The 25,227-nt window shown below is 68.6% G+C and carries 16 protein-coding genes; 4 read left to right on the top strand and 12 right to left on the bottom strand.

Annotation, left to right across the window (positions count from 1 at the left end; all coding sequences use genetic code 11):
• The first annotated feature begins 85 nt into the window (after positions 1–85).
• On the top strand, positions 86–685 hold the full coding sequence (locus ACN27D_RS00915; RefSeq protein ID WP_120573721.1) for a response regulator transcription factor: 600 nt from the start codon (positions 86–88) through the stop codon (positions 683–685).
• On the opposite strand, the gene ACN27D_RS00910 is transcribed toward ACN27D_RS00915, so the two are convergent.
• The 6 genes from ACN27D_RS00910 to ACN27D_RS00885 form a co-directional block, all read right to left on the bottom strand.
• Positions 569–2,209 (bottom strand): ATP-binding cassette domain-containing protein, encoded by a 1,641-nt coding sequence (locus ACN27D_RS00910; protein ID WP_421498266.1) that lies wholly within the window; start codon positions 2,207–2,209, stop codon positions 569–571. The two genes, ACN27D_RS00915 and ACN27D_RS00910, sit on opposite strands and share 117 nt — an antisense overlap.
• Before the next feature lie 251 nt (positions 2,210–2,460).
• On the bottom strand, positions 2,461–4,191 hold the full coding sequence (locus ACN27D_RS00905; RefSeq protein ID WP_120569347.1) for an ABC transporter ATP-binding protein: 1,731 nt from the start codon (positions 4,189–4,191) through the stop codon (positions 2,461–2,463).
• Between the two features lie 72 nt (positions 4,192–4,263).
• Entirely contained in the window at positions 4,264–4,383 is a 120-nt protein-coding gene (locus tag ACN27D_RS00900) for a SapB/AmfS family lanthipeptide (RefSeq protein WP_120569348.1), read from the bottom strand.
• 15 nt (positions 4,384–4,398) lie between these two features.
• The gene (gene lanKC / locus ACN27D_RS00895; RefSeq protein ID WP_421498265.1) at positions 4,399–7,032 is read right to left on the bottom strand and encodes a class III lanthionine synthetase LanKC; all 2,634 of its coding nucleotides are present in this window, start codon (positions 7,030–7,032) and stop codon (positions 4,399–4,401) included.
• Positions 7,033–7,929: 897 nt separating this feature from the next.
• A complete protein-coding gene (locus ACN27D_RS00890) occupies positions 7,930–8,175 on the bottom strand; it encodes a winged helix-turn-helix domain-containing protein (RefSeq protein ID WP_120569349.1) in 246 nt (81 codons plus the stop codon).
• Between the two features lie 5,212 nt (positions 8,176–13,387).
• Positions 13,388–13,771, bottom strand: coding sequence for a hypothetical protein (locus tag ACN27D_RS00885; protein ID WP_244933126.1), 384 nt, complete (start codon positions 13,769–13,771; stop codon positions 13,388–13,390).
• Positions 13,772–13,875: 104 nt separating this feature from the next.
• Here ACN27D_RS00885 and ACN27D_RS00880 point away from each other — a divergent pair, with 104 nt between their 5' ends.
• On the top strand, positions 13,876–14,031 hold the full coding sequence (locus ACN27D_RS00880) for a hypothetical protein (protein ID WP_162959083.1): 156 nt from the start codon (positions 13,876–13,878) through the stop codon (positions 14,029–14,031).
• A gap of 855 nt (positions 14,032–14,886) precedes the next feature.
• Here the strand turns inward: ACN27D_RS00880 and ACN27D_RS00875 are convergent.
• Both ACN27D_RS00875 and ACN27D_RS00870 read right to left on the bottom strand, forming a co-directional pair.
• Complete coding sequence (locus ACN27D_RS00875; protein ID WP_421498264.1) at positions 14,887–15,405, bottom strand: hypothetical protein; 519 nt, start codon at positions 15,403–15,405, stop codon at positions 14,887–14,889.
• Between the two features lie 267 nt (positions 15,406–15,672).
• On the bottom strand, positions 15,673–16,863 hold the full coding sequence (locus ACN27D_RS00870) for a low temperature requirement protein A (RefSeq protein ID WP_244933301.1): 1,191 nt from the start codon (positions 16,861–16,863) through the stop codon (positions 15,673–15,675).
• 612 nt (positions 16,864–17,475) lie between these two features.
• Here ACN27D_RS00870 and ACN27D_RS00865 point away from each other — a divergent pair.
• Together ACN27D_RS00865 and ACN27D_RS00860 are read left to right on the top strand one after the other, a co-directional pair.
• Positions 17,476–18,795, top strand: a complete 1,320-nt coding sequence (locus ACN27D_RS00865; RefSeq protein WP_420891099.1) for an IS701 family transposase — start codon at positions 17,476–17,478, stop codon at positions 18,793–18,795.
• A gap of 69 nt (positions 18,796–18,864) precedes the next feature.
• A protein-coding gene (locus ACN27D_RS00860; RefSeq protein WP_350817331.1) for an IS5 family transposase occupies positions 18,865–19,739 on the top strand; the annotation gives its coding sequence in 2 pieces (ribosomal slippage) (positions 18,865–19,209 and positions 19,212–19,739; 873 coding nt in all).
• Positions 19,740–19,754: 15 nt separating this feature from the next.
• Here the strand turns inward: ACN27D_RS00860 and ACN27D_RS00855 are convergent.
• The 4 genes from ACN27D_RS00855 to ACN27D_RS00840 all read right to left on the bottom strand — a co-directional run bounded on the left by ACN27D_RS00855 (position 19,755) and on the right by ACN27D_RS00840 (position 25,157).
• On the bottom strand, positions 19,755–20,294 hold the full coding sequence (locus ACN27D_RS00855; protein WP_350817332.1) for a GNAT family N-acetyltransferase: 540 nt from the start codon (positions 20,292–20,294) through the stop codon (positions 19,755–19,757).
• 761 nt (positions 20,295–21,055) lie between these two features.
• Complete coding sequence (locus ACN27D_RS00850; RefSeq protein ID WP_120569351.1) at positions 21,056–21,406, bottom strand: histone-like nucleoid-structuring protein Lsr2; 351 nt, start codon at positions 21,404–21,406, stop codon at positions 21,056–21,058.
• Positions 21,407–22,597: 1,191 nt separating this feature from the next.
• A complete protein-coding gene (locus ACN27D_RS00845) occupies positions 22,598–23,740 on the bottom strand; it encodes an MFS transporter (protein ID WP_205776094.1) in 1,143 nt (380 codons plus the stop codon).
• A gap of 223 nt (positions 23,741–23,963) precedes the next feature.
• Positions 23,964–25,157: a molybdopterin molybdotransferase MoeA gene (locus ACN27D_RS00840; RefSeq protein WP_120573723.1), complete on the bottom strand. Its 1,194-nt coding sequence runs from the start codon at positions 25,155–25,157 to the stop codon at positions 23,964–23,966.
• Positions 25,158–25,227: the final 70 nt, after the last annotated feature.

The raw sequence follows: 25,227 nt of genomic DNA, 5'->3' as shown, positions 1-25,227 counted from the left end.
TCCGTACCGAGCAGGATAACTTTACCCGTGCTGGAATGATGACGGTCGGTTACCTGAGGGGTTGTTCGGATGGGAGTGGTACGACGTGATTCGCACACTGCTCGCCCTCGACGGCACCCTGGTCCGTGGTGCGATGTCGCTCGTCCTCGACGCCGAGGACGACATCATGGTGGTTGCGGAGCTAGACGGGGGAGAGCCGGTAGGGCGGGCGCTCTGGACGCAACTGCCCGATGTTGCAGTGGTTGACCTCGATCTCGTAGACGACGCCGTGGCCATAGCTACCAACCCCTGTCCGCTGTTGGTCCTCACCGATCCTCGGCGGGCGCACGGCCTCGGCGACCTGCTTTCCACCGGCCGGACCATCGGTATTCTCGGCAACAACGTACCGCCACAGGCCGTGGTCGACGGGGTCCGGCGGCTTTCCCGCGGCGAACCAGTGGTCGACGCGGATCTGGTCGTCGCCGCGCTAGAGGTCGACCTGCCGCCCGTGGACGGTCCGCTAACGGTTCGAGAGACCGATGTCCTGATGCTGACAGCGGCAGGGTCGCCCGTCGCCGAGGTGGCAGCGTCACTCGGGCTCCGCCCCGGCACGGTCCGTAACCACCTGACCCGAATCACCCGCAAGTGTGGTGCGCGTACCCGAGTCGAGGCGGTACAGGTCGCTCGGGACGCGGGCTGGATCTAACCTGCTGGCCTCGTCGCCGTCGCCACGCGCTTCCCGGACTGGCGCTGGTGCCTCGTCCCAGTACCCGACGAGCTGCCGGTAGGTCGCCGATCGGGCCAGCAGTTCCGGATGCGAGCCGAGCACCGGGCCCTCGGCATCGAGAAGCAGCACTTGGCTGGCCCGGATGGCCGAGCTGATTCGGTGCGCGACGACGACCAGCGTGCCAGCGCGGCGCATGAAGGCGTCCTCGACGACCGCTTCTGCGGAGGGGTCGAGATGCGACGTCGCCTCGTCCAGGATCACCAGTGCAGCAGGCGCGAGCCAAGCCCGGGCCGCGGCGATCAACTGGCGTTCCCCTGCGGACAGTGCATTGGGCTCTACGAGAGCGGACGGGCCGCCGAGGCGGGCCGCGAGAGCACTTGCTCCGAGTGCGCCCAGTGCCTCCTCCAGCGCGGCACCCTTCGCCTCGGGCCGTAGATAGCGCAGGTTGTCGGCGAGCGAGCCGCTGAAGACGTACGCCTCCTGCGGCACCAGCACCCGCAGGCCAGCGACCGCGGCGGGCGCAAGACTCGCCAGTGGAATGCCGCCCAGTTCGACTGTGCCGGCCTGTGGCCGCAGCATCCCGGCCATGATCGCGGCGAGCGTGGACTTGCCGACCCCGCTTGGTCCGACTACCGCCAGGTGCCCGCCAGCCGGCACGGTAAGCGAGAAATCAGCCAGAACCGGCAGCGCCCGCGGTCCATGGCGAAAGGTCACTGCGCGCAGCTGGACTGCTGAAGCGGAGCCGGCACCGCCAAAGGGGCCACGTTGCCGGTGCAGGCCCGCCATATCGCTCAGGTGACCCGGACGTGGGCTGGTCGACAGGATCCGCTCCAGCGTCACCGCATAGCGCAGCCCACCGCCGGCCAACCCCTGCACGAGGGAGTGCAGGGCGGGTTGCAGCCCGGTCCCGACGTAGACCATCGCGCCGAGCACGGCGCCTGCAGTAAGTCCCCGCTGCACCAGCCAGGGAGCGGCGAGCAACAGCACCGCCAGCGGCAGCCAGCCGGCCAGCCCGAGGCTGAGGCTGCGCAGCGCAGTCATCCTGGCCAGGGTCCGTTCTGCGGCGGCCTGCGCAGCCACCTCCCGGCCCACCGCTGCTGCCATCCGCTCCTGCGCACCGCAGGCGACGACATCGCGGTGCCCCGCCAACACAACGGCCACCGAACGGCCGAGTGCCTCGCCAGCCCGCACATAGGTGCGCTGGTGAGAGATCATCCTTGGCAGCGCCGCGCCGAAAACGGCCAGCCCGGCGACAAGAGGGACCGCGACCAGGGCCGCCACCACAGGCGCCAGTGCGAGTAGACCGAGCAGGACCGCCCCGCAGGCGAACAGGAAATCCCGGACCACCATCAGCAGGCCACCGTAGGTGTCCCGGACGATCTCCACTTGGTGGGTCAGCCGGCTTACGGCGGCGCTGTCGGGTGCGCCACCCGTGGCAGTAGCCTCGTACAGTGCCCCGCGGACGACTCGACGGGCGAGATCGTCACGGAAAGGCTCCACCACGGCGCCTAGGCTACGGTAAACCCGCCCAGTCGCCGCCGCCCCAAGCAGCGCGGCTAGCGCGAGTGCGCCCAGCCAGGCCAGACCGGTGCCAAACCGGCCCGCAAGAAAACCCTCGTCCACGGCGCGGGCCACCACGTATCCAGACAGTAGGGCCGGCAGCACCTCTGGCACAGACCACGCGGCTAGTCGGCAGAGGTCACGCCGACTAGCCCGCAACGCCGCCCAGGTGACCCGGCGTACGTCCGCCTTGGTCATGGTGATCCAGGGAGGGAGGGTCCGAAGATCGCCCTATAGTCGGGATCTGCCCAGAGTCGGAGGTGCGGGGCAAACGCGCGCAACTGGCCACCGTCGAGCCAGGCCACTGCGTCTGCGGCGGCCGCCGTCGCGATCCGGTGGGTCACCACCAATCGGGTACGCTCGCCGGCCCGCCCACTGACCGCTTGGGTTACCCGGTGCTCCGTGGCAGTGTCCAGGCTGGAGGTAGCGTCGTCGAGGATGAGCAGCCGCCGCGCCGTGAGAGCGCGGGCCAGCCCGAGCCGCTGCGCCTCCCCGCCGGAGAGCGGGGCATCGATGAGGCAGGTGCGGAAGCCCTCCGGCAGTCGAGTGACACACTCCTCGACCGTCGCGTCCCGGGTCGCTCGCAGCACCGGCGCGGTGGCCGTCGATCCGTCGTCAGGCGGCGCCGCAGCGTCGGCGGGTAAGGCGAGGCCAACTGCGTCGTGGACCGTCGGGCCCACCAGGACCGGCCGGTCGAAGGCGTGTCCGACCGCTCGTCGCAGCTCCACCTGCCGTAGCTGTGGCAATGGCACATCGTCCAACAGCACCTCGCCCTCATCCGGGTCGTACAACCGGCCGGCCACGGCCGCCAGGGTGGACTTGCCGGCACCGGACATCCCGACCACCGCCACCGTGGCTCCAGCCGGCACGGCCAAATCGACGCCGTGCAGGACGGGCCGACCGTCTTCACCACGCACGGTGACCCGTTGCAGTCGAAGAGCGCCACGCCCGGGTGGGAGGCCACGGTGACCGTCCGCCAGCACCGGCCGGGCGAGCAATTCGGCGAGCCGTCGCGCTCCCACCCGGGATCGGACCACGCGATTGAGAGCGGCCACCACCGCGCCCAAACCCGCACCTAGGGCCGCATACCGGAGAGCGGCGACCAGCTGTCCCGTGGTGAGCCACCCTCTGGTCAGCGCGTACCCGCCGACAGCGATCACGGCGAGGTTCAGCAACGGTGCCACGGCGGCGGTACGCGCGCTGGCTCGAGCCAGCAGCCGCCAGCTCCGCCAGCCATGGTCGGTCAGTTCCGGCAGTGGCGCCAGAACCCGCTCCTCCTCGCGTCCTACGGTCGCCGCGGCGGCGATTGTCCGGGCCCCGGAAAGAGACTCCAGTAGCCGGCCGGCGATCGTGCCGAGGGCCCGTTGGTAGTCGGCGGTGGCTGCGGAGGCATCGGTGACGAAGGCCCGCATCAGCACGGCCATCAGGGCGAGCCCTCCGAGCAGAGTGACCCCGAGCAGCGGCTCCAAGAGAGTGAGCGCGACGACGCTGCCCAGCGGCGGTAGCAGCGCGACCAAGCCGAAGACCAGCGCGTTGCCGGCTTGCCCGGCGTCGGCCGCCTGGCTCACCAGCCGCCCGACCAGGTCACCGACCGGGTACCTGCGGGCGGTCCGCACGTCCAGCGCGAGCACGTGTCGCAGCAGCGTTCCGCGCAGCCGGGCGGTGGCCCGCGCGGCGCTGTACCCGACCGCCAGGCCGCCCACAATATCTGTGACGATCATCGCGGCGATCAGGCCGCAGGCGACGACCGGCCACCAACCCGCGCCGCCGCCCAGGGCGGCGTCCACGGCGAGCCCCAGCGTCGCAGGCAACAGCAGTTCGGCGATCGCGCCGAGCACTGCGACCACCGCGAGGGTGGCTGTCCAGCTACCACCCTCCAGCGCGGCCCGACGTAGCAGTCGGTCACCAGCGGTCCGGTCGTTCATCCGCTCCTCCTGCTGCGCGTGGAACCCCGGGCGAGTACGTATACCCGCCCGGGGCTCCGCTTGGTGACCTGATCAGTTGCAGGTCGTGATGGACAGCGAGCTGTCGCCGCAGAGCAGCAGGCTCGCCCGGCTACCACCGCCCGTGCGGTCGGCCGGAGCCATCTCCAGGCCCTGAAGGTCGAGAAGCGCCATGTCGTGTCACCTCCTTCACTTGTTGCCAGTCATTCCGGTCGCCCCCGCGGGTGCGGGGGAGTTTTGGGCGCCCGACAGGGGCGTGAGGAAGGGCAGGGGCAGCGGCTGGCCGTACCGAGCAGCGGCCACGGCAAGGAGCACGCCTGCGGTGCCCGTTCCCAGGTCCATCGAGAGCCGGAGCAACTGCTCGCCGGGGAAGGCGATGCCATTCCGGTACGGCAGCGCGTGCCACGCCAGCCGCCGCACCTGGCTGTCTAGCTCCTGTCGCAGGTCGGCGTCGTGGGCGGTGGCGGCTAGGTACGCGATGATGCCTGCCCTGCCGGTGAAGAGGCCCGACTGGGCGTAAAAGGGCGACCGGGCAGCCCGGGCGACGCCCGCACTCGCCTCGGCGAACCGTTCGTCGACGCGGTGTTCCAGGTACTGGTGCAAGACAAGTCCGATGCCGACGCTTCCCCGGCCCAGGTACGGCATGGTCCGCCAGCCCTCATTGACCTCCAGCGCGCCATCCGGGCGCACGAGACATCGGCGCAGATCCTGGTGCAGCGCCGCGGCGGCGTGATCCAGCAGGCTCAGGTCGCCGGTAAGTTCGTAGAGCCGGACTAGCAGCAGCGCCGGCCCGGTACGTCCGCGCAGCAACCCGGCGTACGGGTGACGGCCGCCGCTAATGTCGCCGCCGGGGTCGTCAGCCAGCTGCTCGATCATCCGTTCAGCGACCCGGAAGGCGGCGTCGTGCAGAGCGGTTTCGCCGGTGCGTGCGGCCAACTCGGCGAGATTCAGCGCGATTCCGGACAGTCCGTTCTCCAGGCTATGGTCGAGTTGCTCCCAAGGTTCGGCGAGGCAGATGTCGAGCACGTCGAGGGCATCCTGGCGGCGGCCGAGCCGCTCTAGCGCGTACGAGACGCCATGAAGCCCGTCGTAGAAGCCACACCGGGTGCCGGCCACGCGGGCGGTCGCCCGCCGAACCAACCAGTCCTCGTGCTCCGGCCACTGCCCGGCCCCGCTGATGGCGAGGGCGTACAGCACACCGGCGGCACCGTGGCCCAAGTTCAGCCCTCCACTGTGAAACTGCTCGATATCGCCGGGGAAGAGCCGGTCGTCTCGCTCGGGTGTCGCACTGGCCAGGATTGCGCTGGCGAGCCGGTCCCGCAGCCCAGGCCAGTCGTTGGCGGCCAGATGCCGCCCCGGGTCAGTGTTCCCGGTCCGCCCACCAGCAGCGGAAGCCGTGCAGTTGGTTCCAGGTGGGGGGGTAGGGAGTATCTCCGCGATAGCCGGGTCAAGGAAAGACCGTGGGACCGGAAAGGCGCTGGCGATCACGTCGGCCAAGTGGGTGGCTTTCGCTGGCGCGAGGCGCACCAGTTGAGTCAGCGGCAGGAACAGCGCCAAGCGTAGGCAGGCTAGAGCGTAGCGGTCGACCGCCGGTCCGATCCGGTCACGTGGAGCGGCGAAGCCCTGGTTGCGCAGCCCTGGGCGGTGGTGCCCCTCTGCGGGAGCTGCGACCTCGAAGTCCACCAGCGTGATCCGGTCATCCGGCCGGATCATGACATTGAACAGGTGCAGGTCGCCGTACACCAGACCACGGTCGTGGATCGCTCCGATTACCGACTCGACCTGGGCGTGGATGTGTCGGGCCCAGCGAACATAGTCAGCACGATCCTCGTCCGTCGCGTCCGCGTCGATCAGCGGGTACCGCTCGACGAGCGCCTTGTTGAGCGGCAGCCCTTCGATGTACTCCAGGGCGAGGAACCGGTGTTCGCCGAGAGCGAACTCATCGTGCACCTTGGGAACCTGCGGCAGGTCCGCGAGCTGACGGAGAACGCTCGCCTCCCGGAGCAGTCGGGCGACCGCGTCGACGCCGTCGGCGTCCAGGCCCGCGTGCGGCCGGGCCTCCTTAAGGACGACCGGCGTATTGGTGCGTACATCGCGGCCGATGTAGAGTCCGCCGCCGTTAGAGAAGTGAATCACGCGCTCGATCCGGTAGGGGACCTCGTCCGTGTTGGTCGCGCTGCGGGCGGCGAGGTGCGGAGCGAGGAAGTCGGGCAGGGTCACCCACGCCGGCACGTGGAAGACCGGGTCACGGCGATCGGGCACCAGCGTCCCAGAGCCGTCCTCCACGGCCGGAACCACCTGACCGTCCGAGGAGAGGCAGTACCGGGCGGCGAAGCCGCCGTAGCGTACGTAGACGGGTCCGGCGCCGTACCGCAGGTCGCTGAGGATATAGGGCCCTGGCTCGCCCGCGAGCAGCTCGTCGAGTTCCTTGCAGGTTAACTCCAGCTCAGTATTGTCTTGGGGATAGATGGTGACGAACTTGCCGCTGGCACTGCGGTTGGCGTACTTGGAGTTGCGCAATAGCAGCGCGCGCGGGCTGCGGATGAATTTAAACGACAGACCTCGCGGCACGCAGTAATCCCACACGGCCGTGAGCACCCGCTCGGCGTTCGGCAGGCTGGCCGAAACATGGACCTTCCAGCCTTGTTGCGGGAGAGAGCCGCTCTCCGGAGCGTAGATCAGCCAATCACCGAGCGGCTCGCATCGCCAGCCGACGGGCACCGGACGCTCGGCAGCGGAGAACGACGACGTATCCACCGAGCTGCCCAGGGAGTCGTAGAACAACGGGTCGGCCGCGCAGTAACTGTCGTAACGATCGTCCACGTCCCGCTCCCTTCCCACATCCCCCGACCGGTGACGGCACCGGCGTTGGTGTCGAGTTTTATCGCTGCGGAAGCGCTATCCCAGTGTGCTTAGTCATGACGTGATGGTGCGTGATCCACGGACACACATGACACCAGTCATGGCTTGCGGCCTGTGTCCAAGTCGGTCGCAGCCGCGCGTTGATGACCGCTAGGGGATGGCGGCTTTGTAGCGCATGAGGATGTCGAACCGCGTTACTACGCTTCGAATGCGCTGCCGACAGATGATTCGCCCTCCACGACGTGACCCTGCTGGTAGGCGTGTGGGTAGAAGGCAGCCCGTTCTTGAACCCGTAGCCTGCCGGCGGCCGCCCTGGTCGCCCTTGCTCGCAGTGATTGCGGCGAGGTCCCTTCGACACAGGCGGCCCGGATCACCATCGATGCGTACGCCTTGTCAGAGCCAACATCCACTGCCGGCGGGCGGTGGTCACACGCGGTATACGGATCGAAGCGAGGCCGGGATGAGCTGCGGACTGGTACCTCGCCGCCCGGCTGGCACCATCGCCAAGGGCTTGTGCCTCTGCTCGCCGCCCAGGTGCAGCTTGCTTGTAAGCATCGCGACTGCTCATTGCGCGGTGGAATTGCGGGTAGCGGCGTATCGCGACGGCGTCAAGATGAAGCGACCCCCTGAAACCGGACACCTTGGTCCGGCCGATAGGGGTCACCTCACCTCACGAGTTCAGCGCAGTCAGACCTTGACCTGCTTCCCGCCCGCCGTCGTCAATCCACACTTGCAGACAGCGGTAGCGAAGCTGACAGAATCTCGGCTTTTAGAGCAGGCAGCGGCCGGGTGGAGTGAGAGCCAGCTTCCTAGGGTGAGTGACAAGTGCCGCCGGTTCAGATTCTTGAACCTGATTCGTCAGCTGAGGGAAGGGCTCGCGTCTTGTGGCTGTTCGGCAACGTAGACGCCGGCGCCGGGGCGGCCGATCGTCAGGCCGCGGTCGCGGGTCAGTTCAAGGGCCCGTTGGATGGTGGACACGCTCACCGAGTACAGGTCGGCGAGTTCCTTCAAGGTGGGCAGTTTTTCGCCGGCCTGGTACTCGTGGCCGCGGATACGGGCGGTCAGGTCGTCGGCGATCTGACGCGAGGACATGGGTATGGGCATGATGATCTCCCTGGCTGGCGATCCAGATTTCATCACGCATGCCCATAAGCCTCAACCACTGTTTGACCAATGGTCACAGAGTGACCTAGCTTGGATGGCGGGTTACCTTCTACCTGGCTGGCGTTGGGCATGAGGCGACCCGGCCGGGCGGGGGTCGGCCCCCCAGGAACGCGCACCCGCCCGGTATCAGCTCTCCCGCGATGTCAGGAGCCGTGTGTGACCTCTATGTACGACGCGCCGGGAGGCAGCGGGGACGTCACGGTCGCGGCGGCCCTCGCCGCAGCGCACCGCGGCTGCGAGGCCTGCGGTGCGGGGCAGTGCGAAACCGGCGCCTACGCTGTTCGGGCACTCGCTGCCTATCGCGCCGAACGCGCACGAGCCCTCGGCCGGCTGCCCCGCCAACGGGAAGGGTGACCAGGGTTTGGCCGCGCTCGGCGCACCATGATCGTGCAGGCCGTCCCCGTTGCCGATGAATCGTCGGCGCCATACTGATGCTCCTCGGCAGCGTCCGCGCGAACCGCTGGCCAGAGCAGAACCCGGCCCCTGCCGTGCGGCTAGCCAACGAAGCGGAACGCCGCCAGCACCAGCTCGACGAGCTGACGGAGTGCCTACGGCGCGTCCAGCGGTGCCAACAGGCCGCCCAGGGTGTCGAGACCCGATAGATGCCCTAGCCGTATAAGGAGCGCCCACGCCCGAGCAGGTGGGGGCGCTCCGCGTCAGATGCCTGAACCGTGCCAAAGCATGCCGCTACATCTCAGGCTGGCCGGCCTTCCGCTTAACCCACGACCGACGTAGCTGATAGATGCCCCGAGTTGACAGCGGCTTGTACCGCCAGCCCTGCCCTTCGCCGCCCCACTCGGTTGCGCGCTGCTGCGGATTCTTCAGCGATCGTTGCACGGTGCGGACGGACACCTCCAGGGCCGCACACGCCTCGACGACGCTCATCCACTCGCCGCTCAACCTGCGCTCCCCCCGGGTTGCCAACACCTCTCCCCGGATGATCGCACGTCCATCAGCGTGACGACAGCTGCACTGAACTGCGCGCCGTGATCTTGTGCTTCTTCCGTTTCGCGGAGTCCCCCTTTAGCGCTGACGGCGTACTGGTGGGCTCGCACGAGGGCCGAGTCGACCGAGACCAGCCAGTCGACATCCCCGGCGGCGACCGCGTCGGCATGGACGCCTGTGAGCATCTGCTCGAGCGTGTCATCTAATCACCACCTGCGGAAACGTGTGTAGATCGACTGCCCGGACCGTAGCGGGCGGGTATGCTCCGTCACGCCGCCCCGGCCCGGATCTTCCACACGATCCAGTTGAGCACCCGACGGTCATCGGCGCGAGGCCGACCACCACACCGCCAACGTCAGGTATCTGGACAAAGGCTTCCCACTCGACGTCAGTTAACTCATAACGACGACTCACGCGCTACATCCTCCGACGCCAATATTCCTTGAAGCCACCGCCCTGGGCGCGCACAGCCCGATCAGGAAGGCCGGGCTCATCGACTGACTCCTCCAGGCACTAGCCGCCCGGCGCTCGTCGGCAGCTAACTGGTGGGCGCGCTGCGTCTGAAGATTGGCGATGTGCGCCCCAGCATCAACGTGCGCGGGCGGGCCTGACACTCGGCCCCGTGCGCCGTCCGGCGCCCCTGCTCCTGTTCCCGGGATGCCGGCACCCTTCTACTCCCTTTGGTCGCCGACTGCATGGCCGACGGCCCGGCTCTTGGTCGACCAGGGTCGGGAGCTTCTGCGCCCTGCGAGGAAGTCGATCAAGCAATGACGGTTATCAGTAAATCGAAGGGTTAGCTGCTATACCCCGCCGGCGGTGCATGGCCGGGACTATGACCAGCGTGAATCCACAGGACCCCGAGCAGCAGCCGCAGCCGCATTCGCCGCAGCCGTACCTGCCCCCTCCACCGCCGGTGAGGCCGTATTGCCCGCCTCCGCCGCCGGTAGGGCCGCGTTGCCCACCTCCGCCGCCGTCCGCTGTGGTGCATCAGCAGACGAATAAGGGTGCGATGGTGGGCGTTTGGGTGATTGTGGCCTGGCTGGTGGGACCATTGGTGCTGCTCGTGTTGTGTTGCCTGGGCTGCATGTTCACGGGTGCGCTAGGGTCGATCCCCGAGGGTGTCAGTGACGGCGTGTCAGCGACATCTTCACCGTGAGAGGTGGGCGATGGGCAGGGATCCGCCCCAAGCCAATCCGGCTGCGCCTCGCCGCCCCGCCCCTGCTCCCGCATCCCTGGCGCGCCCCTGGACGCAGGACGGCCCGCGGAGCCGTGGGGACTCGACCTGGGCCGTGGGCGCACCCTAACCATCCAAGCGATAAGCGACGGAAGAGCTTAGCCGGGCTCGAGCTTAAGCTGGCGGGACCACCCGTGTACGGAGCGTCGCCCCCAAGCCTCGATGGCAGCGGCTGCACTTCAGCGGATCCCGTTGCACCAAGTCGCCCGGTGCCGCCTCCGGCAAATGACAAAAGTGTAGTCGCTGGGTGGCGGCAGTCGCTTCACCACTACGCATGGGCGGTGAATCACCCGCGGAGCTGAGCCCGCCTTACGAGCCGTTCGTCCCCCTTCTCTCGCGCGGCGTCGCGACGTCAGTTCGATCGGTCGACCCCTATCCTGTCCGCATCCGGTTGTCCCGCTCGGTGATCGCGGCTTCGTCGAGGGGGACACGACCGTCAGGGCTCTGCGTCTGCGCCAGCAGCTGTGGTGGATGTGACGTCGCGGCCTAGGAGTGCCGCCAGATGAGCCCGCCTCACCACCGGTATGCAGGTCGAGGATCATGAGCGCCCAGCCCTTCTGGAACGCTGCCGTTTCCTGGGCTGCCGCCTGGCCTAACGCAAGCATAAGGTCGCTTGTCGCCCGATTTCTGGGGAGCGGCTGCGGCTCCGGCTGTTGGTGTCCGGGCTCGGCCTGGGATGTGTCGCACCCGCACCCCAGGCCGTGCTGTCACCGGTTGCCATTGCGAGTTCCTCGGGAACAGTCCGGGTTGATGCAGCCGTCGGTCGGCAGATAGAAGGTGCCGATTGATCGGCAATCTCTGGACCAGCTCCGTGTCACCTCCTGTTTACCGCACTGCGGGCAATTCTGGGGCTGGTGACGAGCCTTGTCGGCTGCTCGGTACATCTTCGGCTGACTCATGGCCTCATCGTGCCCCAGGACGGCTACCGGTTCCCTTCAGGATGACGCGGCGGGCCAGGGGTGCGCGACGCCTACCGCATCCGGCATGCCGTAATCGAAGCCCGGCTCACTCTGACCCCGTGTTGAGCGGGTCGAGGCGCGGGCGACGAAGGCCGCGGCACCGAGCGGGAGTCCGGCGGGACCTGCGGTGCGCTGCTGGACGCAGGCGAGCCGCCAGCCCAGCGGTTCAGGCGGGCTGCCGACGGTCGGCGGCGATTGCGCTGCGTGGCGTCTCGGACGAGGGGGTGGCGCCGACCCGACGCCGGAGCGGAGCAGGGCGAGCGTCTCGTAGTCCTCAGGGGTGATCTTGGCCCTTCTTCGCCGGTGAGGCGGGTGAGGATGAGTGGAGGGTTACGCCGCCGCGGCGAGGGGCGGACAGGTGATGGGCAGGCAGGTGGCGCGGGGAGGTCGCGGTCTCCTCGAAGGGGTGCGGGTGGGTTTGGCGTTGCTGGGCGTGGGGATGCGGGTGGCGGCCCCACGGGGGCCCAGGGGCTGGTGTGTGCTGCCCGTGCGCACCAGTCCCTGCCGTGGTCGGACGGTAGCGCAGGGTGCTATTCGCGATCCCGTGGGTAGCAGCTGCCAAAAGCCTTGGGTACGGTCCGCGCCATGGGTGCTGTGAAGCCGTGGCATGTCGCCACCGTGTTCTGCGTGGTTGCTGTCCTCGCGTTGGTGGGCGGTGTGGTGTTCGGCGCGGTCCGGGCTAGTCGAAGGCGGCGCTAGGCCGACATGCAGTCAGATGGTGGAAGAGATGTGGCTTATCGACACGGTGTTCTGTGTAGTTGCCGCCCTCGTGCTGATCGCTGGTGGGGTCTTGGCCGCGATTCGTGCGGGGCTGAGGCGGCGCTAGGCTGAAGGGCGGCCAGCGGGGACAGCTCGGCAGGTCATCGGCTGGCTCAAAGGAGTTCGAGGGCGTCGATGGGGCGAAGGAAGACGTAGGCAGGGCATAGTCGTCGCCGTATTGCTCTCGGTGGCTTCGGCCTCGACAGCGGTGACATGCCGGACTGCCAGGTCCGCAGACCGAGCGGGGCAGATCCAGCGTCGCGGTCAGGGCACTGCACCGACGCCCTCCCAACTCCTTCGACTCAAGATCACATAGGCGGCTGCCGCGAGTGGCGGAGGCGGGACTGCGTCCTTACGGTTCATGCCGCCTTATCCCATCCGTGTGCTCGATCAGCGCAGCCACAGCCATCGCCTGCGCGCGCAGCATGGAAGGACTTGGGGCGATAGGTCGCCGGGCCGACGGCGGCGGCGAGGTGCTGGGCGCGGCGCCGCGTATCCGCAGCGCTGATGCGGCTCCACCCTGCTTACGTGACGTCTCCAACGCCATCGAGGGGGATATGTTAAACGACGAAGGAGGTCTTATCGGGCTCGGGCGAAACATGTTCTACCGCAACGGTTCCGCTCCTCGCAGCTGCGTCATGCCTGCTTAACTGATGGACCTTGTTAGATCAGTGGCCTACGTAGCCGACTGACTTGCGTTTCGTGAACGGCTGGGAGCAATCACCTCACAGTCGATCGTGGCACGCACTGCAGCGCTGCTGTGCTCGCTTGCTGATGATCGGCAGGCGTAAAGAGGGGTCTTCTCGGTCCGAGCTTCGGGCCGCCCTAGGCGCCTCGGCTAGATCCGACGGAGTCGCCGCACCGCGTCGTTCTACCTGGCCACGAGAGCCTGGGCCAGCAGCGTGGCGAGTTTGGCTGCGCGAGCCGGGTGGTCATGGCCGACCCAGAGAACTCGTCCGAACCGGCGGCGGGAGGCCGCCTGGAGGCGCATGTCCGTAATGGAGGGTCGAGTTGACCAGTGGTCGGCTGGTCGTTGTTGTGGTCGCCGGGCTGGTGGGTGCCGGCGCTCTGGTGTGGGTGTGGGTGTTGGTCTGCGGGTCTTTGCGTTGCGGTGCCGGGCTGCCGAGTGGGCGGCGTTGGCTGCTCTAGGTCGCTGCGCCGGGGAGGGCGAGCGGTTGGCCGCCGGGAAGGTCTGCGTGCTGAGCTTCTGGCGCCAGGTCGCCGGCCGGTACGCCTATCAGCTGCGCTGCGCCGGTCACGAGCCGGACCCGCCGAACCCGATCCCGCCGAATCTGATTCCGCTGGCCCAACGGGGTGACAGATCCTCGTGGGGGTAGCGGGCGCCCTGCCGTCGCATCCGCTCCCGTACGTCCATCGCGTGTCCGGCTGCGACTGCCATGTCTGCGCCGGCCGCTTTCAACAGTCGCACCGTTTTTCCGCTCATCTGGCACGGGTCGGCCAGCGCCACCCCGGCCTGGATGCCGAGCAGCCGCGCGTCGGTGGTGACTGCGCGGATCGCGGCGATCGCCTCATCCTGGGAGCGGTCCCGGTCGACGCCGGTGCTGTAGCGGCCGGCTACGCCGGACAGCTCGGCGAGGATCAGCCGCTCACGCTGCGACAACGCCGTCACCTGCACCATGCCGAGACCGTACCGGGGAACCCCCTAGATCCATCCGCCGTGCAGCCGACCCCGGCCAAGCCGGCCGGAGGATCCGAGGGCTGCGAGTCTGAGGAGAACCCCTGATGCATCGTCCCCGTCCCGTCCTCTACATCACCATGGTCCTGGCTGGCCTCGCCGCCTTGACCGGGTCCACCGGCTTCGCCGACTTGCTGCGCGCCACAGTGGTCCTGTGGCTGCTGCTCGTCCAGGCCTTCGGGGTCGCCTTGCCCGGCGCCTAATTCCAATCGGTGGTGACCACACTCGCGGACGCGGTGCAACGCCACTGCAGTGGCGGGCACCGCAGCCTCGGCGACGTCCCAACCAACGTCGAGTGACCCCTGTCCTCCTCGGGGAGAGGTGGGCCGCTTCGGCTAGGGCCTGTTTCATGAGGGCGGTCGAGCCGAGGCGGAGTCCGGACGGCGGTCCGGCAAGGCGCGGTTTCGTTTAGATACCGGTGTCGTACTCGGACGAAACCGCAACGTCGCCGGTCGTCGTCCGGACTCCGCGCAGGCTGACCAGTTCTTATGAAACAGGCTCTAGTGGCGGTCCGAGCCGGCTCTCATCAACCCGGACCGCCACTGCCTTGTGGACGAGGCTCAGCCACGGTAACGCCAGTGCCCCCTGAGCACAGACAGTGATCGACTCCTTATGGCAAAGCGGTATGGCCAATGGTCGTTTTGCGCCCGCGTGCTCTCCTGAGAGGCGGCCTCAATCACTACACCGTTCGCGTGGTCTCTACAAGATCCGGGGCGGTTCACGACTCTGCATCGCCCTACGCGCCGACTTGGCCGCCTCAACCCTTGCCCCATGGGGAGCATCAGTGAGGGCGGCAGCAGGAGCGGGAGTCAGGCCACGTTCTGCGCTGACGCACGTCGCAGGCGACTCGGACAGCGATCCAAACGCCGCCGGCCAAGGGAATCAGACCCCCTCGTCGCTGATGACAGGATGGCCGCTCGGTGCCTCGCTGCACGCGGGTGTGGCGATGGCAACGAGCGGCGGGGCAGCATGGCCGTGCACGCCGCCTTCGAGTAAACGGCCGAGCAAGCCGGCACCTTGCCCGCAGGGGCATATGGAGGGCAAACTGCGCGCGGCCCTCACCGAGGGTCTTTGCAGATCGAGCCGCCTCTGGCACTCTCCCGGCCAGCGTGCGCTCTACCGATTGCGGGACGCGGGCAGGCGGCCATCGACTGCGGCCACCTGCGTAACGTCATCGTCGGCACCCACGAGAGGATCCACACTCCCCAGTTTGTGATCCTAGTCTCTGCCGAGGGCCGGTTGATGTCTAGCCATGCGAGCTGGTGGGCTTGCCCGGCGACGTGGCGCAGGGTCGCGGCGACCAGGTCGAGCGGGTCGACGTCGGTGTCGGCGACGGTGAGGCGCTGCTCGGAGGGTTGGCGGGGGTGCGGGATGAACCGGTGCGGTGTGACCGGCGCGGCCCGCCAGGCGTGGTGGCCGGTCACGGTGGTGCCGTCCTCGCTCAGGAGGACGGCGCTGGGCAGGGCGGGTTCGCCGTCGAAGAGCAGCGGCGTCCAGGTGCCGTCCGGCCATGCCAGTACGGCGGTGGTGTCGGCGCTGCCGTAGTCGATCGCCAGCCGCGCCTGCCCTGATCGCATGAATGTCAGTCAAACATGAAGATCTCATTCACGTCATCCCTGAATCACTCACCGCAACCGGCCAGAGTGTTCCTCCGCTCGTCCTGTCCGCCCTTGTAGATTGCCCAGAGCTTTCCGCCGGCCTTGGTGGAAGCCTCGGACGCGATGTCGAGGGCTTTCGCCTACTGCGCGAGGAGGTGGCCGCGGTGATGTGGGCCAGCGTCACGTCGCCTGGTGACTACGGTAGCTGCGGGTCGAAGGCCGCGAGGCGAGTGTCGATGTGGCTGGTCAGCGTGACGGCGTCGGGGGCTCATCTGGGTGACGACGGGCGCGCCGGGCGTCAGCGACGGCGGCGGCGAGCAGGATCGCTGTCGCGGTCACCGCGGCGGTGATGGGCGGCGTGCGTGTGGCGGCGGGGTAGCACAACAGCAGCGCGGTGAGAGTGAGGTAGCGGGCGGGCGATACACGGGCGAACACGTGATGTTCGAAGCGGGCACGTCCGGCGATGAAGATGGCGGGACCGAGAAGTATGGGCGCGATCCAGCTTGGTGGAGCGTGGGTGAAGGGGTGCTCGATGGTGATCTCGTAGCCCAGCGCGGTGGTCACCACTCCAATGATCATGATGAAATGTGTGTCGGCTGCTGCCCGGCCGATCGCTGCGGGCCGACGTGCGTGCGTGATCGCGTCGGCGAGGATTCGGCCGGCACGGTAGTAGTACAGGCGCCACAGCAGAGCTGAGGTGATCGCGGCGGTGACGAACGCCAGGGTGTGATTGCGGGTGAAGGGCCCGGTGCTGTAGGTGAAGCCGATGACGAGTATCGTTTCGCCCAGGGCGATGAGGAAGAATTGCTGGTAACGCTCGGCGAGGTGCTCGGCTCCTATGTCCCAGTGCTCCGCATCGGAGCGGCCCAGCCTTGGTAGCGGCCAGCCGGTGCGTGAAGCGGCGTACTCGAGGGCGAGGGCCAACGCCCAAAGCGGCCCCAGCGCCGCACCGCCGGCGACCGCGCCGCAGATCCAGAAGAGCCCGATGATGCCGTAGGTGAGCAGCATGCGTGTCTTCAAGGCCCGGCGGTTCTTGTCGGGCAGCGCGAGCAGAAGGATCAGCGGGCGAGCGAGCTGCCCGATCAGGTAGGCCAGCGCGAAGGCGAGGCCGTATCCGTCGTAGGCGCGAGGGATGGTTACACCCATCACCAGTCCCGCTCCCAGCGCGACCGTGACAACTGCCTGCACAGCAAGGGAGTCAGGATGGTAACGGCTGGTGGTCCACGACGTCCCCTGCCACAGGCCGAACAGAGCCAGCAGAAGCAGTAGTGTCCTTGCGGCCTGGGCGATAGCCGCCGGCCAGGCGCTGCCGTAGGGATCAATCACCAGGTGCTCGAACACCCTCGACACGATCCGGGTCAAGGCGAAGACGAACACGAGGTCGAAGAACAACTCGAGGAACGTCGCGCGGACCTGCCGCACCATCGGCGTAGCCACCGGGCCCTGACGGGATCGCCAGCTCACTGCCGCCCCTTCCCGATCTGGTTGACGAGCCCACGAGGCCGGTGACCAGATAGTGACTTGCCCATGCCGCCGGGGCCGGTCGAGACCATGGTGTTCACCGCCACGGGGGATCTCGCTTTCGACCCCCGGCCCGCCGAATGGCCACGTCCGGATGGCATCCGGGTGCCTCGTTCGGGTGAACCGCGCTGGCGATGGGAGAGCGGATCAAGGCGGCATCGGCACCGTCGTGGGCGCGCGAGTGCGGCCCGCCGTATCGATCATCGCCAGAGGCAGCAGCCCGCCCGCTGGTTACCCGAAGGGCGGGCAAGCGACGGGTCCTCTCTGCCCGGCTTCGGCGTTGGCGGGTCAACAGAAAAGCCATGGCGCACCGCCCACGCGGGACGTCTGGCTTGCCTCCCCGGCCGCCGATACCGACCACCTGCGCATCCGAACCCGAGGTCCTCAGTCGCACCTCCGACGGGCGCAAGGTTTGGCAGCTGCTAGTACGGCAGCCGCCGTTTGAGATGTCGCTGGTGGGGCCGGGTAGACGAGGTGCGGCCACCGCGTGATCGTCTGTCTGCTGTGGACATAACTTCAGATCTGGCGGTGGCCGCGTGCCACAGCGTAAACCCTGCCCGGTGGCGGCAGGTTCTGGCCGGGGTGTGCGAGGCGTTCGCGGGACGGTTCGGGCGGGTCGAGCCGCGGCGCACGGCGACGGCGTTCGTGGCCGGGCTGCTCTCGGATGTCGAGGTCAAGACGTGTTGGCAGTTGGCGGAGCAGGCCGGGCATGCCCGGCCGGACGCGATGCAGAGGCTGTTGTATCGGGCGGTGTGGGACGCCGACGCCGTCCGCGACGATCTGCGCGACGTGGTCGTGGCCCGGTTCGGCGACTCGGACGCGGTGTTGGTCGTCGACGAGACCGGGGACCTGAAGAAGGGCACGCATTCGGTCGGGGTGCAACGCCAGTACACCGGCACCGCCGGCAGGATCGAGAACGCGCAGGTAGGGGTGTTCTGCGGCTACGCCAGCCGGCACGGGCACACGCTGATCGACCGCCGGGTCTACCTGCCGGTGTCGTGGACCGATGACCGGGACAGATGCCAGGCCGCCGGGGTTCCCGATGAGGTCGTCTTCGCCACGAAGTCCGAGCTGGCCGCCGACATGATCACCGCTGCGGTCGACGCCGGCGTCCCCGCCGCGTGGGCGGCTGCGGACGAGGCCTACGGCAACAGCAGCGTCTTCCGCGCTCACCTGCGCGAACACCGCCTGGGCTATGTCCTGGGCGTCTCCCGCAGTCACCTGGTCCCTCTCGACGGCGGCAAGACTCGGGTGCGGGCTGACCGGGTCGCCGCCGACCTACCGGCCTCGGTGTGGCAGCGCCGCAGCGCAGGCGCCGGGTCGAAAGGGCCACGCTTCTACGACTGGGCCTGGCTCGACGACGTCTGCACCGATGCCGACCCCGACGACGGCGGCCACCACAGCCTCCTGATCCGCCGCAACACCACCACCGGCGAGCTGGCCTTCTACCGCTGCTGGACCCCGCAACAGGCCACTCTTGCCCAACTCGTGCGGGTCGCGGGCATCCGCTGGACAGTCGAGGAAAGCTTCCAAGCCGCCAAGGGCCAGGTCGGCCTCGACCAGCACCAGGTCCGCCGCTGGGACTCCTGGCACCGCTTCACCACCCTGGCCCTGGCCGCCCTCGCCGTTCTGGCGATCTGCGCCGCCGACGCCGACGACGACTCCACCGACACAGGACTGATCAAGCTGACCGTCAACGAGACCCGCCGGCTGATCAACACCCTCGTACTCCGCCCGATCCGCGACCTCACCCACCGTCTGCGCTGGTCAGACTGGCGCCGCCGCCATCAAGCCCGAGCCCGCCAAGCCCACTACGCCCGACGCCTCAACCTCGAACTCCAGCCATGATCCCGAACGGCGGCTGCCGTACTAGGGTCTGTTGCGAAAGTGGATCTTGATCGTTAATGATCAGGTTCTGTGGGACGCGGGGATCTGACGAACGGCCAGTGGGCCCGGCTTGAGCCGTTGCTGCCTTCGGGCATCAAGCCGGGCCGTCCGCCGGTGTGGACGCGGCGGCAGTTGATAGACGGCATACGGTGGCGGACCCGGACCGGCGCCCCGTGGCGGGACGTCCCGGAACGCTACGGGCCATGGGACCGGGTCTACGACCTGTTCCGGCGCTGGCAGAGGGACGGCACCTGGGCACGGATCGTCACCCAGCTCCAGGCCCAGGCCGACGCGAAGGGTCTGATCACCTGGGATGTGAACGTCGACTCGACTGTCTGCCGGGCACATCAGCACGCCGCCGGGGCCGCGAAAAGGGGGATCTCCAGAAGGAGTCGCCCGGCGGGGTCTTCGTCGAGCCGGGCGACCACGGACTTGGCCGGTCCCGGGGCGGGCTGACCAGCAAGATCCACCTGGCGGTCGAGCAGGGGCAGAAGCCGCTGTCCGTGGTGATCACGGCCGGTCAGCGGGGTGATTCCCCGCAGTTCGAGCCGGTCCTGGAAGCGATCCGGGTTCCCCGGCTGGGCCTGGGACGGCCGCGGAAGCGCCCGGACCGAGTCCGGGCCGATAAGGCATACGACTCCCGCAAGAACCGCGCCTACCTGCGCCGACGCGGTATCAAAGCGACGATTCCGGTCCCGGCGGACCGGGTCCGCAACCGGCAGAAACTCGGTTCTCGCGGCGGGCGGCCGCCGAAGTTCGACAAGACCGACTACCGCGAGCGGCACGCGGTCGAATGCGGCATCAACCGGCTCAAGCGCCACCGCGCGGTCGCCACGAGATACGACAAGCTTGCCGTCCGCTACGAGGCGACCGTGCTGGTCGCAGTCCTCAACGAGTGGCTGTGACCAGGGGCACTACCGTCAGGTTGCCGCCGCATAACACCGGACGGCCAGCTTCTGCTCCGGGCTCCACTGCTGTTCGACTGTGGCCAGCAGCTGCCAGCCGAGCCTCTCGTACAGAGCCGCCGCCGCAGTGTCAGAAGCCACCACGTCGAGCACCGGATGCAAGCCGCGATCCTGTGCTTCTCTGACAGCCTGCGCCATCAGCAGCGCACCGATCCCATGACCGCGGGCCGACGGAGCGACGAACAGTCGGTTGACCACCGCGGTCGCGTCGATACTCACACCTGCACGAGCGCCCCACAGCCCAGGTGCCGCGTCTCCCGCGTCGCTCCGGGACAAGCCGATATGGCCGGCTATGCGGCCATCCAGTTCCGCCACCCACGAGGCGATGAGCGATGGCGGCGTGAGCCATGCGTCCGGGAGATCGGGCCAGTTCACCGGATAGCCGTCGCGCTCATGGACCTCTGCCAGCACCCGCACACAGTCACTGAGGTCGCGATCAGTCCGCTGTCGAACACTCGGGGGTACATCCGCGCCGGACACGTTCTCGCTCTTCACTGCGGCATGGAAACACAGCCCAAGGCCCGTGACCAGCGACTTTCGCAACAGACCCTAGCCCGACGATCGAACAGGTGGCCGAGGCGGCTCCGCAGACAGCGATCCCAGGGGCCACGGCGACGGCTCAGACGTCGACGGCGACCGACCGCGCCGGCGGACGACACAGCTTCGCGCTACGACATCGCCCGACGACATCGATGAGCGCGTCACCATACGGCCACGAGCCTCGCCTGCGGCCGCCCCGACGAGCTGACCGGCAGCGGTATGCCCACATCGACGATCACTATGAGCAGCTCGCTACGCATCTGTTCACCGATGCGGCCTACCCCCTGGCCGGGGCAGCCGCCATCCGCAAACAGGCCGCCCAACAGGTGGCGAAGGCAGTGGCCCGCCCGTTAGGAATGTACCGACCCGGACCGGCGCACGGCACCGCATGCGTCACGGACTCACGGCTCCACACCAGGCGCATCAAGGCGGGCACCTGGCGCTTTTGCCCGGGCCCTAATCGAACTGCGCAGGCGCGGGGGCTGCAACCAGGGGAGCGCCCATGGTGAGCATCATTACGGCGTGCGGCGCTGCCGCCATGACGCCCGTCATGAGTTCGTCGCGTCATGGACATTGACGTGGCTGGCATCGGGGTGCGTCGGCGCGAGATGCTCCAGCTGGCACGTCAGCAGCTTCTGCACATAGCCGACATAGTGCGCGGGTAGAGCTGCTGACCGACCCGATGGGCAAGGCGTCGTGGGCTGTCATGCGTGGGCTCAGCGGCCCGCCTTCGCGTGATACTCGTCGACGATCTCCTGAGGGATGCGGCCGCGGTCGGAGATGTCCCGGCCAGCCTTCTTGGCCCAGGCCCGAATGGCCATGTTCTGTTCGCGACCGGCGGTAGCACCGCTCCGGCCGCGTGCGGCCTGGCCGCCGACCACCACCCCACCGCGACCGACCTTGGCGCCGTGGGCGATATACGGGGCGAATATGTCACGCAACTTCTGGGCATTGGCTGCCGTCAGATCGATCTCGTACTGCACGCCATCGAGTCCAAACTTGACGGCCTCGTCAGCGTCCCCGCCCTCCAGGTCATCGACCAGCTTATGAACGATTTGCTTAGCCACGTCCCACGTTCCTTTCGAAGGAGGTAATGCTTCTCGCGGTTACCAGGAGCACAATAGCCCGACCCGATGCGCGCCGCACCAGCAGGAGCCACAAGGGCGCGCTGATGCGTTGGGCCTCCTCAGGGATAGCGAGAACAGACTCGTTTCGGGTATACAGGCTAGTCAGCGCCATCAAGAGCTGGTCGATTCTCAATCCCATACCACCGGTCGGCGGCATCACCACCTCGCCGCGGTGCGGACCCGCGTAGCACCGATGCAGCGAGTGGCCTCGAAGGCGTTTCACGGTGAGTGGCATCGAAGGCGTTTCACGGTGAGTGGCATCGAAGGCGTTTCACGGTGAGTGGGCGGGAATGGCTTCCCGCGGGCTGCCGGAGCCCGATGGCCACGCGCTGCTCGCAGTCTTGCCGGCGGTTGCACGCCGACTTGAAGATCGGCAGGCTGCCCGACCGCCTCTTCGAGGGGCGCACTCGGCAGCTCACCCCGCGGCTCCACGGATCAGCGTTCTCGCTTGCCGTGAACCCATCCCACTCCACCCTGTGCCTGCAACGCCTAGATGTACTGTCCAGGGACGTTGGTCGACGTCGCGTGGCGACACGACGTAGATGGACGTGATGACGAAGGCCTCCAGAAGCCTTGACTTACTCATGGGTGTCAGGCGGCTGGGTTAAGGAGAAGTCCTTGGTGGAATCGAGCCGAGCATCGTGATGCTGTCGTTCATTTCCATCGACTGGCGGGATCGACCATCGACTGCCTCTACGAGATCGGGGAGACGACTGCGGCCACTCGCACCAGGATCGGGCTGACCCTTGAGGGCGTCCCAAACGCCGGCAGGCGGCGCGCGGAACCTGCTACTTTCGAGGTGGCTGATGCCGCAGAACTTCACCGCCGTCACGGTTCCCGAGATGCCGCACGCACCCTAGGCGCTGGCATCCGCAGCGGGGATGCCACAGGACTCCGGTTTCGACTTTGCTCTGGCCGTTACTGCCTCGCGACTATCGTCTTTCGCCGACCCCAGCCAGGAGGATACCCCCCGGTCGCAGGTTACGAGACGAGCGAGCGTTGGTCCGAGCACCTGCATAGATGAAGCATTGGCGGCTCGGCGGGGCCGCATCCACTATCACGCTAGTGACCCCATCACGACCTCGAACTGGCCGAGGGCGCGGCCGGACCGACCGGGTCCGGAACGACAATTCAGGCGGCGCGGCGGGCCAAGCCCTCCATCTTCACCGCGGTGAACACCGCGGCAGCCAGCGCGACGTCGGAGAGCAGCATCAGCCCGATAGCGTAGGAGCCCTGCGATCCGTACACCCAACCCATCACCAGCGGAGGCACGAACCCGCCGAGCCCGCCGGCCGCCCCGACTAGCCCGGTGACCGCGCCCACCTGGTCGGCGGGGGCGACCCTGCCGACCAAGGCGAACACCGCGCCGCTGGCCGCGCCGAGCAGCCCCGCCATGCCGAGCAGCGCGACCGTGGCCACCGGCATCAGGGCCGGCTGGAAGGCCTGCAGGACGGCGAACCCGGCCACCCCGGCGAAGCACCACACCAGCACCGGCACGGGGTGTAGCCGGTCGGAGAGCCAGCCGCCCACCGGGCGAGCCAGCACGGCGAGCACGACGAACCCGGCGGCCCGCAGCGCACCGTCCGCGGCACTGAGCCCGTAGGCGGTGTGCAGGTACGCCGGCAGGTACACGCTGAAGGCCACGAATCCGCCGAACCCGACCGCGTACAGGAAGCACAGCTGCCAGGTGATGGTCAGCCGGGCGACGCCAGCGAGCCGCTGCCAGGCCGACCCGGTGGGCCGGACCGGGCCCGGAGCGTCGCGCAGAAGCAGGAACGACAGCACCGCGTACGCCGCCAGGATCGCCGCGACCAGCAGGAACGGGGCCCGTTCCCCGTAGGTGTCAGCCAGCCGGACGGTGGTGAAGTTGGCGATCGCGGTGCCACCCATGCCGACACCGAACACGCCGATGGCGAAGCCGCGCCGGGCCGGCGGGTACCAGCCGGACACCAGCGGAACGCCGACGGCGAAGGCGGTGCCGCCGATGCCGAGGAAGAAGCCGGTCACGATCAGCGCCGGGTAGGAGGAGACCGTGGTGAGGGTCAGCACCGGCACGATGGTGGCGACGGTGACCAGCGGGAAGACTACTCGGGCCCCGTACCGGTCGGTGAGCGCGCCGACCGGGATGCGGCCCAGCGAGCCCACGATCACCGGTACGGCGACGAGCAGGGATTGCGCGGCGAAGCCGAGCCCCAGCTGTTCCTTGACGCCGGGGCCCAGCGGACCGAGCAGTGCCCATGCCCAGAAGTTCACCAGGAAACCGACGGTTGCCATGGCTAGCTGGAGGGCGGCGCCGGAGGTGGGACGCCCGACCGGGGCGGTGGACCCGGCTTGCCGGTTACGGATGCTGGTCATCGTTCAACTCCGTCGGGATCGTCGTGCTGCTGTCGCGGCGCCAAAAGGGGAATGCGCGGTCCGCTTCACCGGTACGAGCCTTGCTCGAGCCAACCCACCCCGGCAGGGCCGGAAGACCTGGCCCAGGAGGACGTCCCACCTGTCACGGCAGGGTGAGCAGACCGACCGGGGTGCCGGGACGCCAACCGGGCGGCACCACGGCCAGCGCGGCGGCCTCCGCCGCCGCGCCGAGGTATCCCGGGTGCGCACCGCCGACCAGCCGAAGGCCCTGCGCGCCGCGCCGGACCGGCACGATCCGGGTGTTCCGCTCGTCGAGGCGCAACGGATCGGTGAGGACGGCGGTGTCCAGATCGACCGGCGGCCGTCCGGCTAGCCCGGTGAGCAGCGGGTCGATCAGGGTGAGCGCGGCGACCAGCGCCGCGTACGGGTTGCCCGGCAGGCCGACGATCCAGCGGGCCCCGGCCTGGGCCAGGACCTGTGGGTGCCCGGGCCGGCACCGCAACCCGTCCACGTACGTCACGGCCCCAACGTGCCGCAGTGATGCGTGCAGCCCGTCCGCCGGGCCGACGGAGGACGCCCCGCAGACGACCGTCACGTCGGCCTCTCGCGTGCTGTCCGCGATCGCCTCGGCGAACCAGTCGGGCTGATCGCCGACCATCCGCGGACCGAGGAGGTCCGCTCCCCAGGCGGACAGCAGCGGGGTCAGCATCGGGCCGATCGCGTCCCGGACCCTGCCCCACGGGGGACGGCCGGCGTGGACCACCTCGTCGCCGCTGATCAACAGGCGGACCCGGGGTCGGGCCCGGACTGTTAGGCGGTCGAGGCCGACGCTCGCGGCCAGCCCCAGCACCGCCGGCGTGACCGGCGAACCCGGCGGCACCAGTTCCTGACCGCGGGCGGCATACTCGCCCGCGCACCTGATGTGCCTACGATCGCCCGGCGCCGCCCGCAGGACGTCACCGATCCGGTCGGCGATCTCGTAGGGCACGATCCGGTCCGCCTGGCCCGGGACAGGAGCGCCGGTTGCCACCTCTACGGCGGTCCCCTCTACCAGGGGCGCGACGGCGTGGGTGCGACCGGCCAGGATCTGGCCGACCACCCGCCATGGGCCCGGCCCTCGCACCGCGTATCCGTCCATCGCGGAGTTGTCAAACCCGGGCAGCGGGACCGCCGCGATCAGTGGCGCCGCGAGGGTCCGGCCGGCGGCGGAGGCTAGCGGCACCGACTCCGCGGGCAGGGGAGCGGAGAGCCGGTGGGCTAGCGCCCGCGCAGCGGCCCACTCCGTCACGGGTCGGGGCGAATGGTGACTGTCGGTGTGGTGCGGTGCGATGGTCACCGGTGGTTCCTCCCTGCCGGGACGTCGGGCTGCCGTCCGCCGGAGGCAGCCGGGGGCGGTCTCCAGGCGG

The organism is Micromonospora sp. WMMD1274, assembly GCF_049179035.1.
GTDB classification, from domain to species: Bacteria; Actinomycetota; Actinomycetes; order Mycobacteriales; family Micromonosporaceae; genus Micromonospora; species Micromonospora tulbaghiae.
Note: the sequence above shows the minus strand (reverse complement) of the source record. Positions and strands in the feature narration are given on the sequence as shown.

Coding starts and splice junctions, on each gene's coding strand:
- ACN27D_RS00905 (WP_120569347.1), bottom strand. CDS start 4,191: ATGAACGACCGGACCGCTGGTGACCGACTGCTACGTCGGGCCGCGCTG.
- ACN27D_RS00900 (WP_120569348.1), bottom strand. CDS start 4,383: ATGGCGCTTCTCGACCTTCAGGGCCTGGAGATGGCTCCGGCCGACCGC.
- ACN27D_RS00890 (WP_120569349.1), bottom strand. CDS start 8,175: ATGCCCATACCCATGTCCTCGCGTCAGATCGCCGACGACCTGACCGCC.
- ACN27D_RS00885 (WP_244933126.1), bottom strand. CDS start 13,771: ATGGTGCAGGTGACGGCGTTGTCGCAGCGTGAGCGGCTGATCCTCGCC.
- ACN27D_RS00880 (WP_162959083.1), top strand. CDS start 13,876: ATGCATCGTCCCCGTCCCGTCCTCTACATCACCATGGTCCTGGCTGGC.
- ACN27D_RS00875 (WP_421498264.1), bottom strand. CDS start 15,405: ATGCGATCAGGGCAGGCGCGGCTGGCGATCGACTACGGCAGCGCCGAC.
- ACN27D_RS00845 (WP_205776094.1), bottom strand. CDS start 23,740: ATGGCAACCGTCGGTTTCCTGGTGAACTTCTGGGCATGGGCACTGCTC.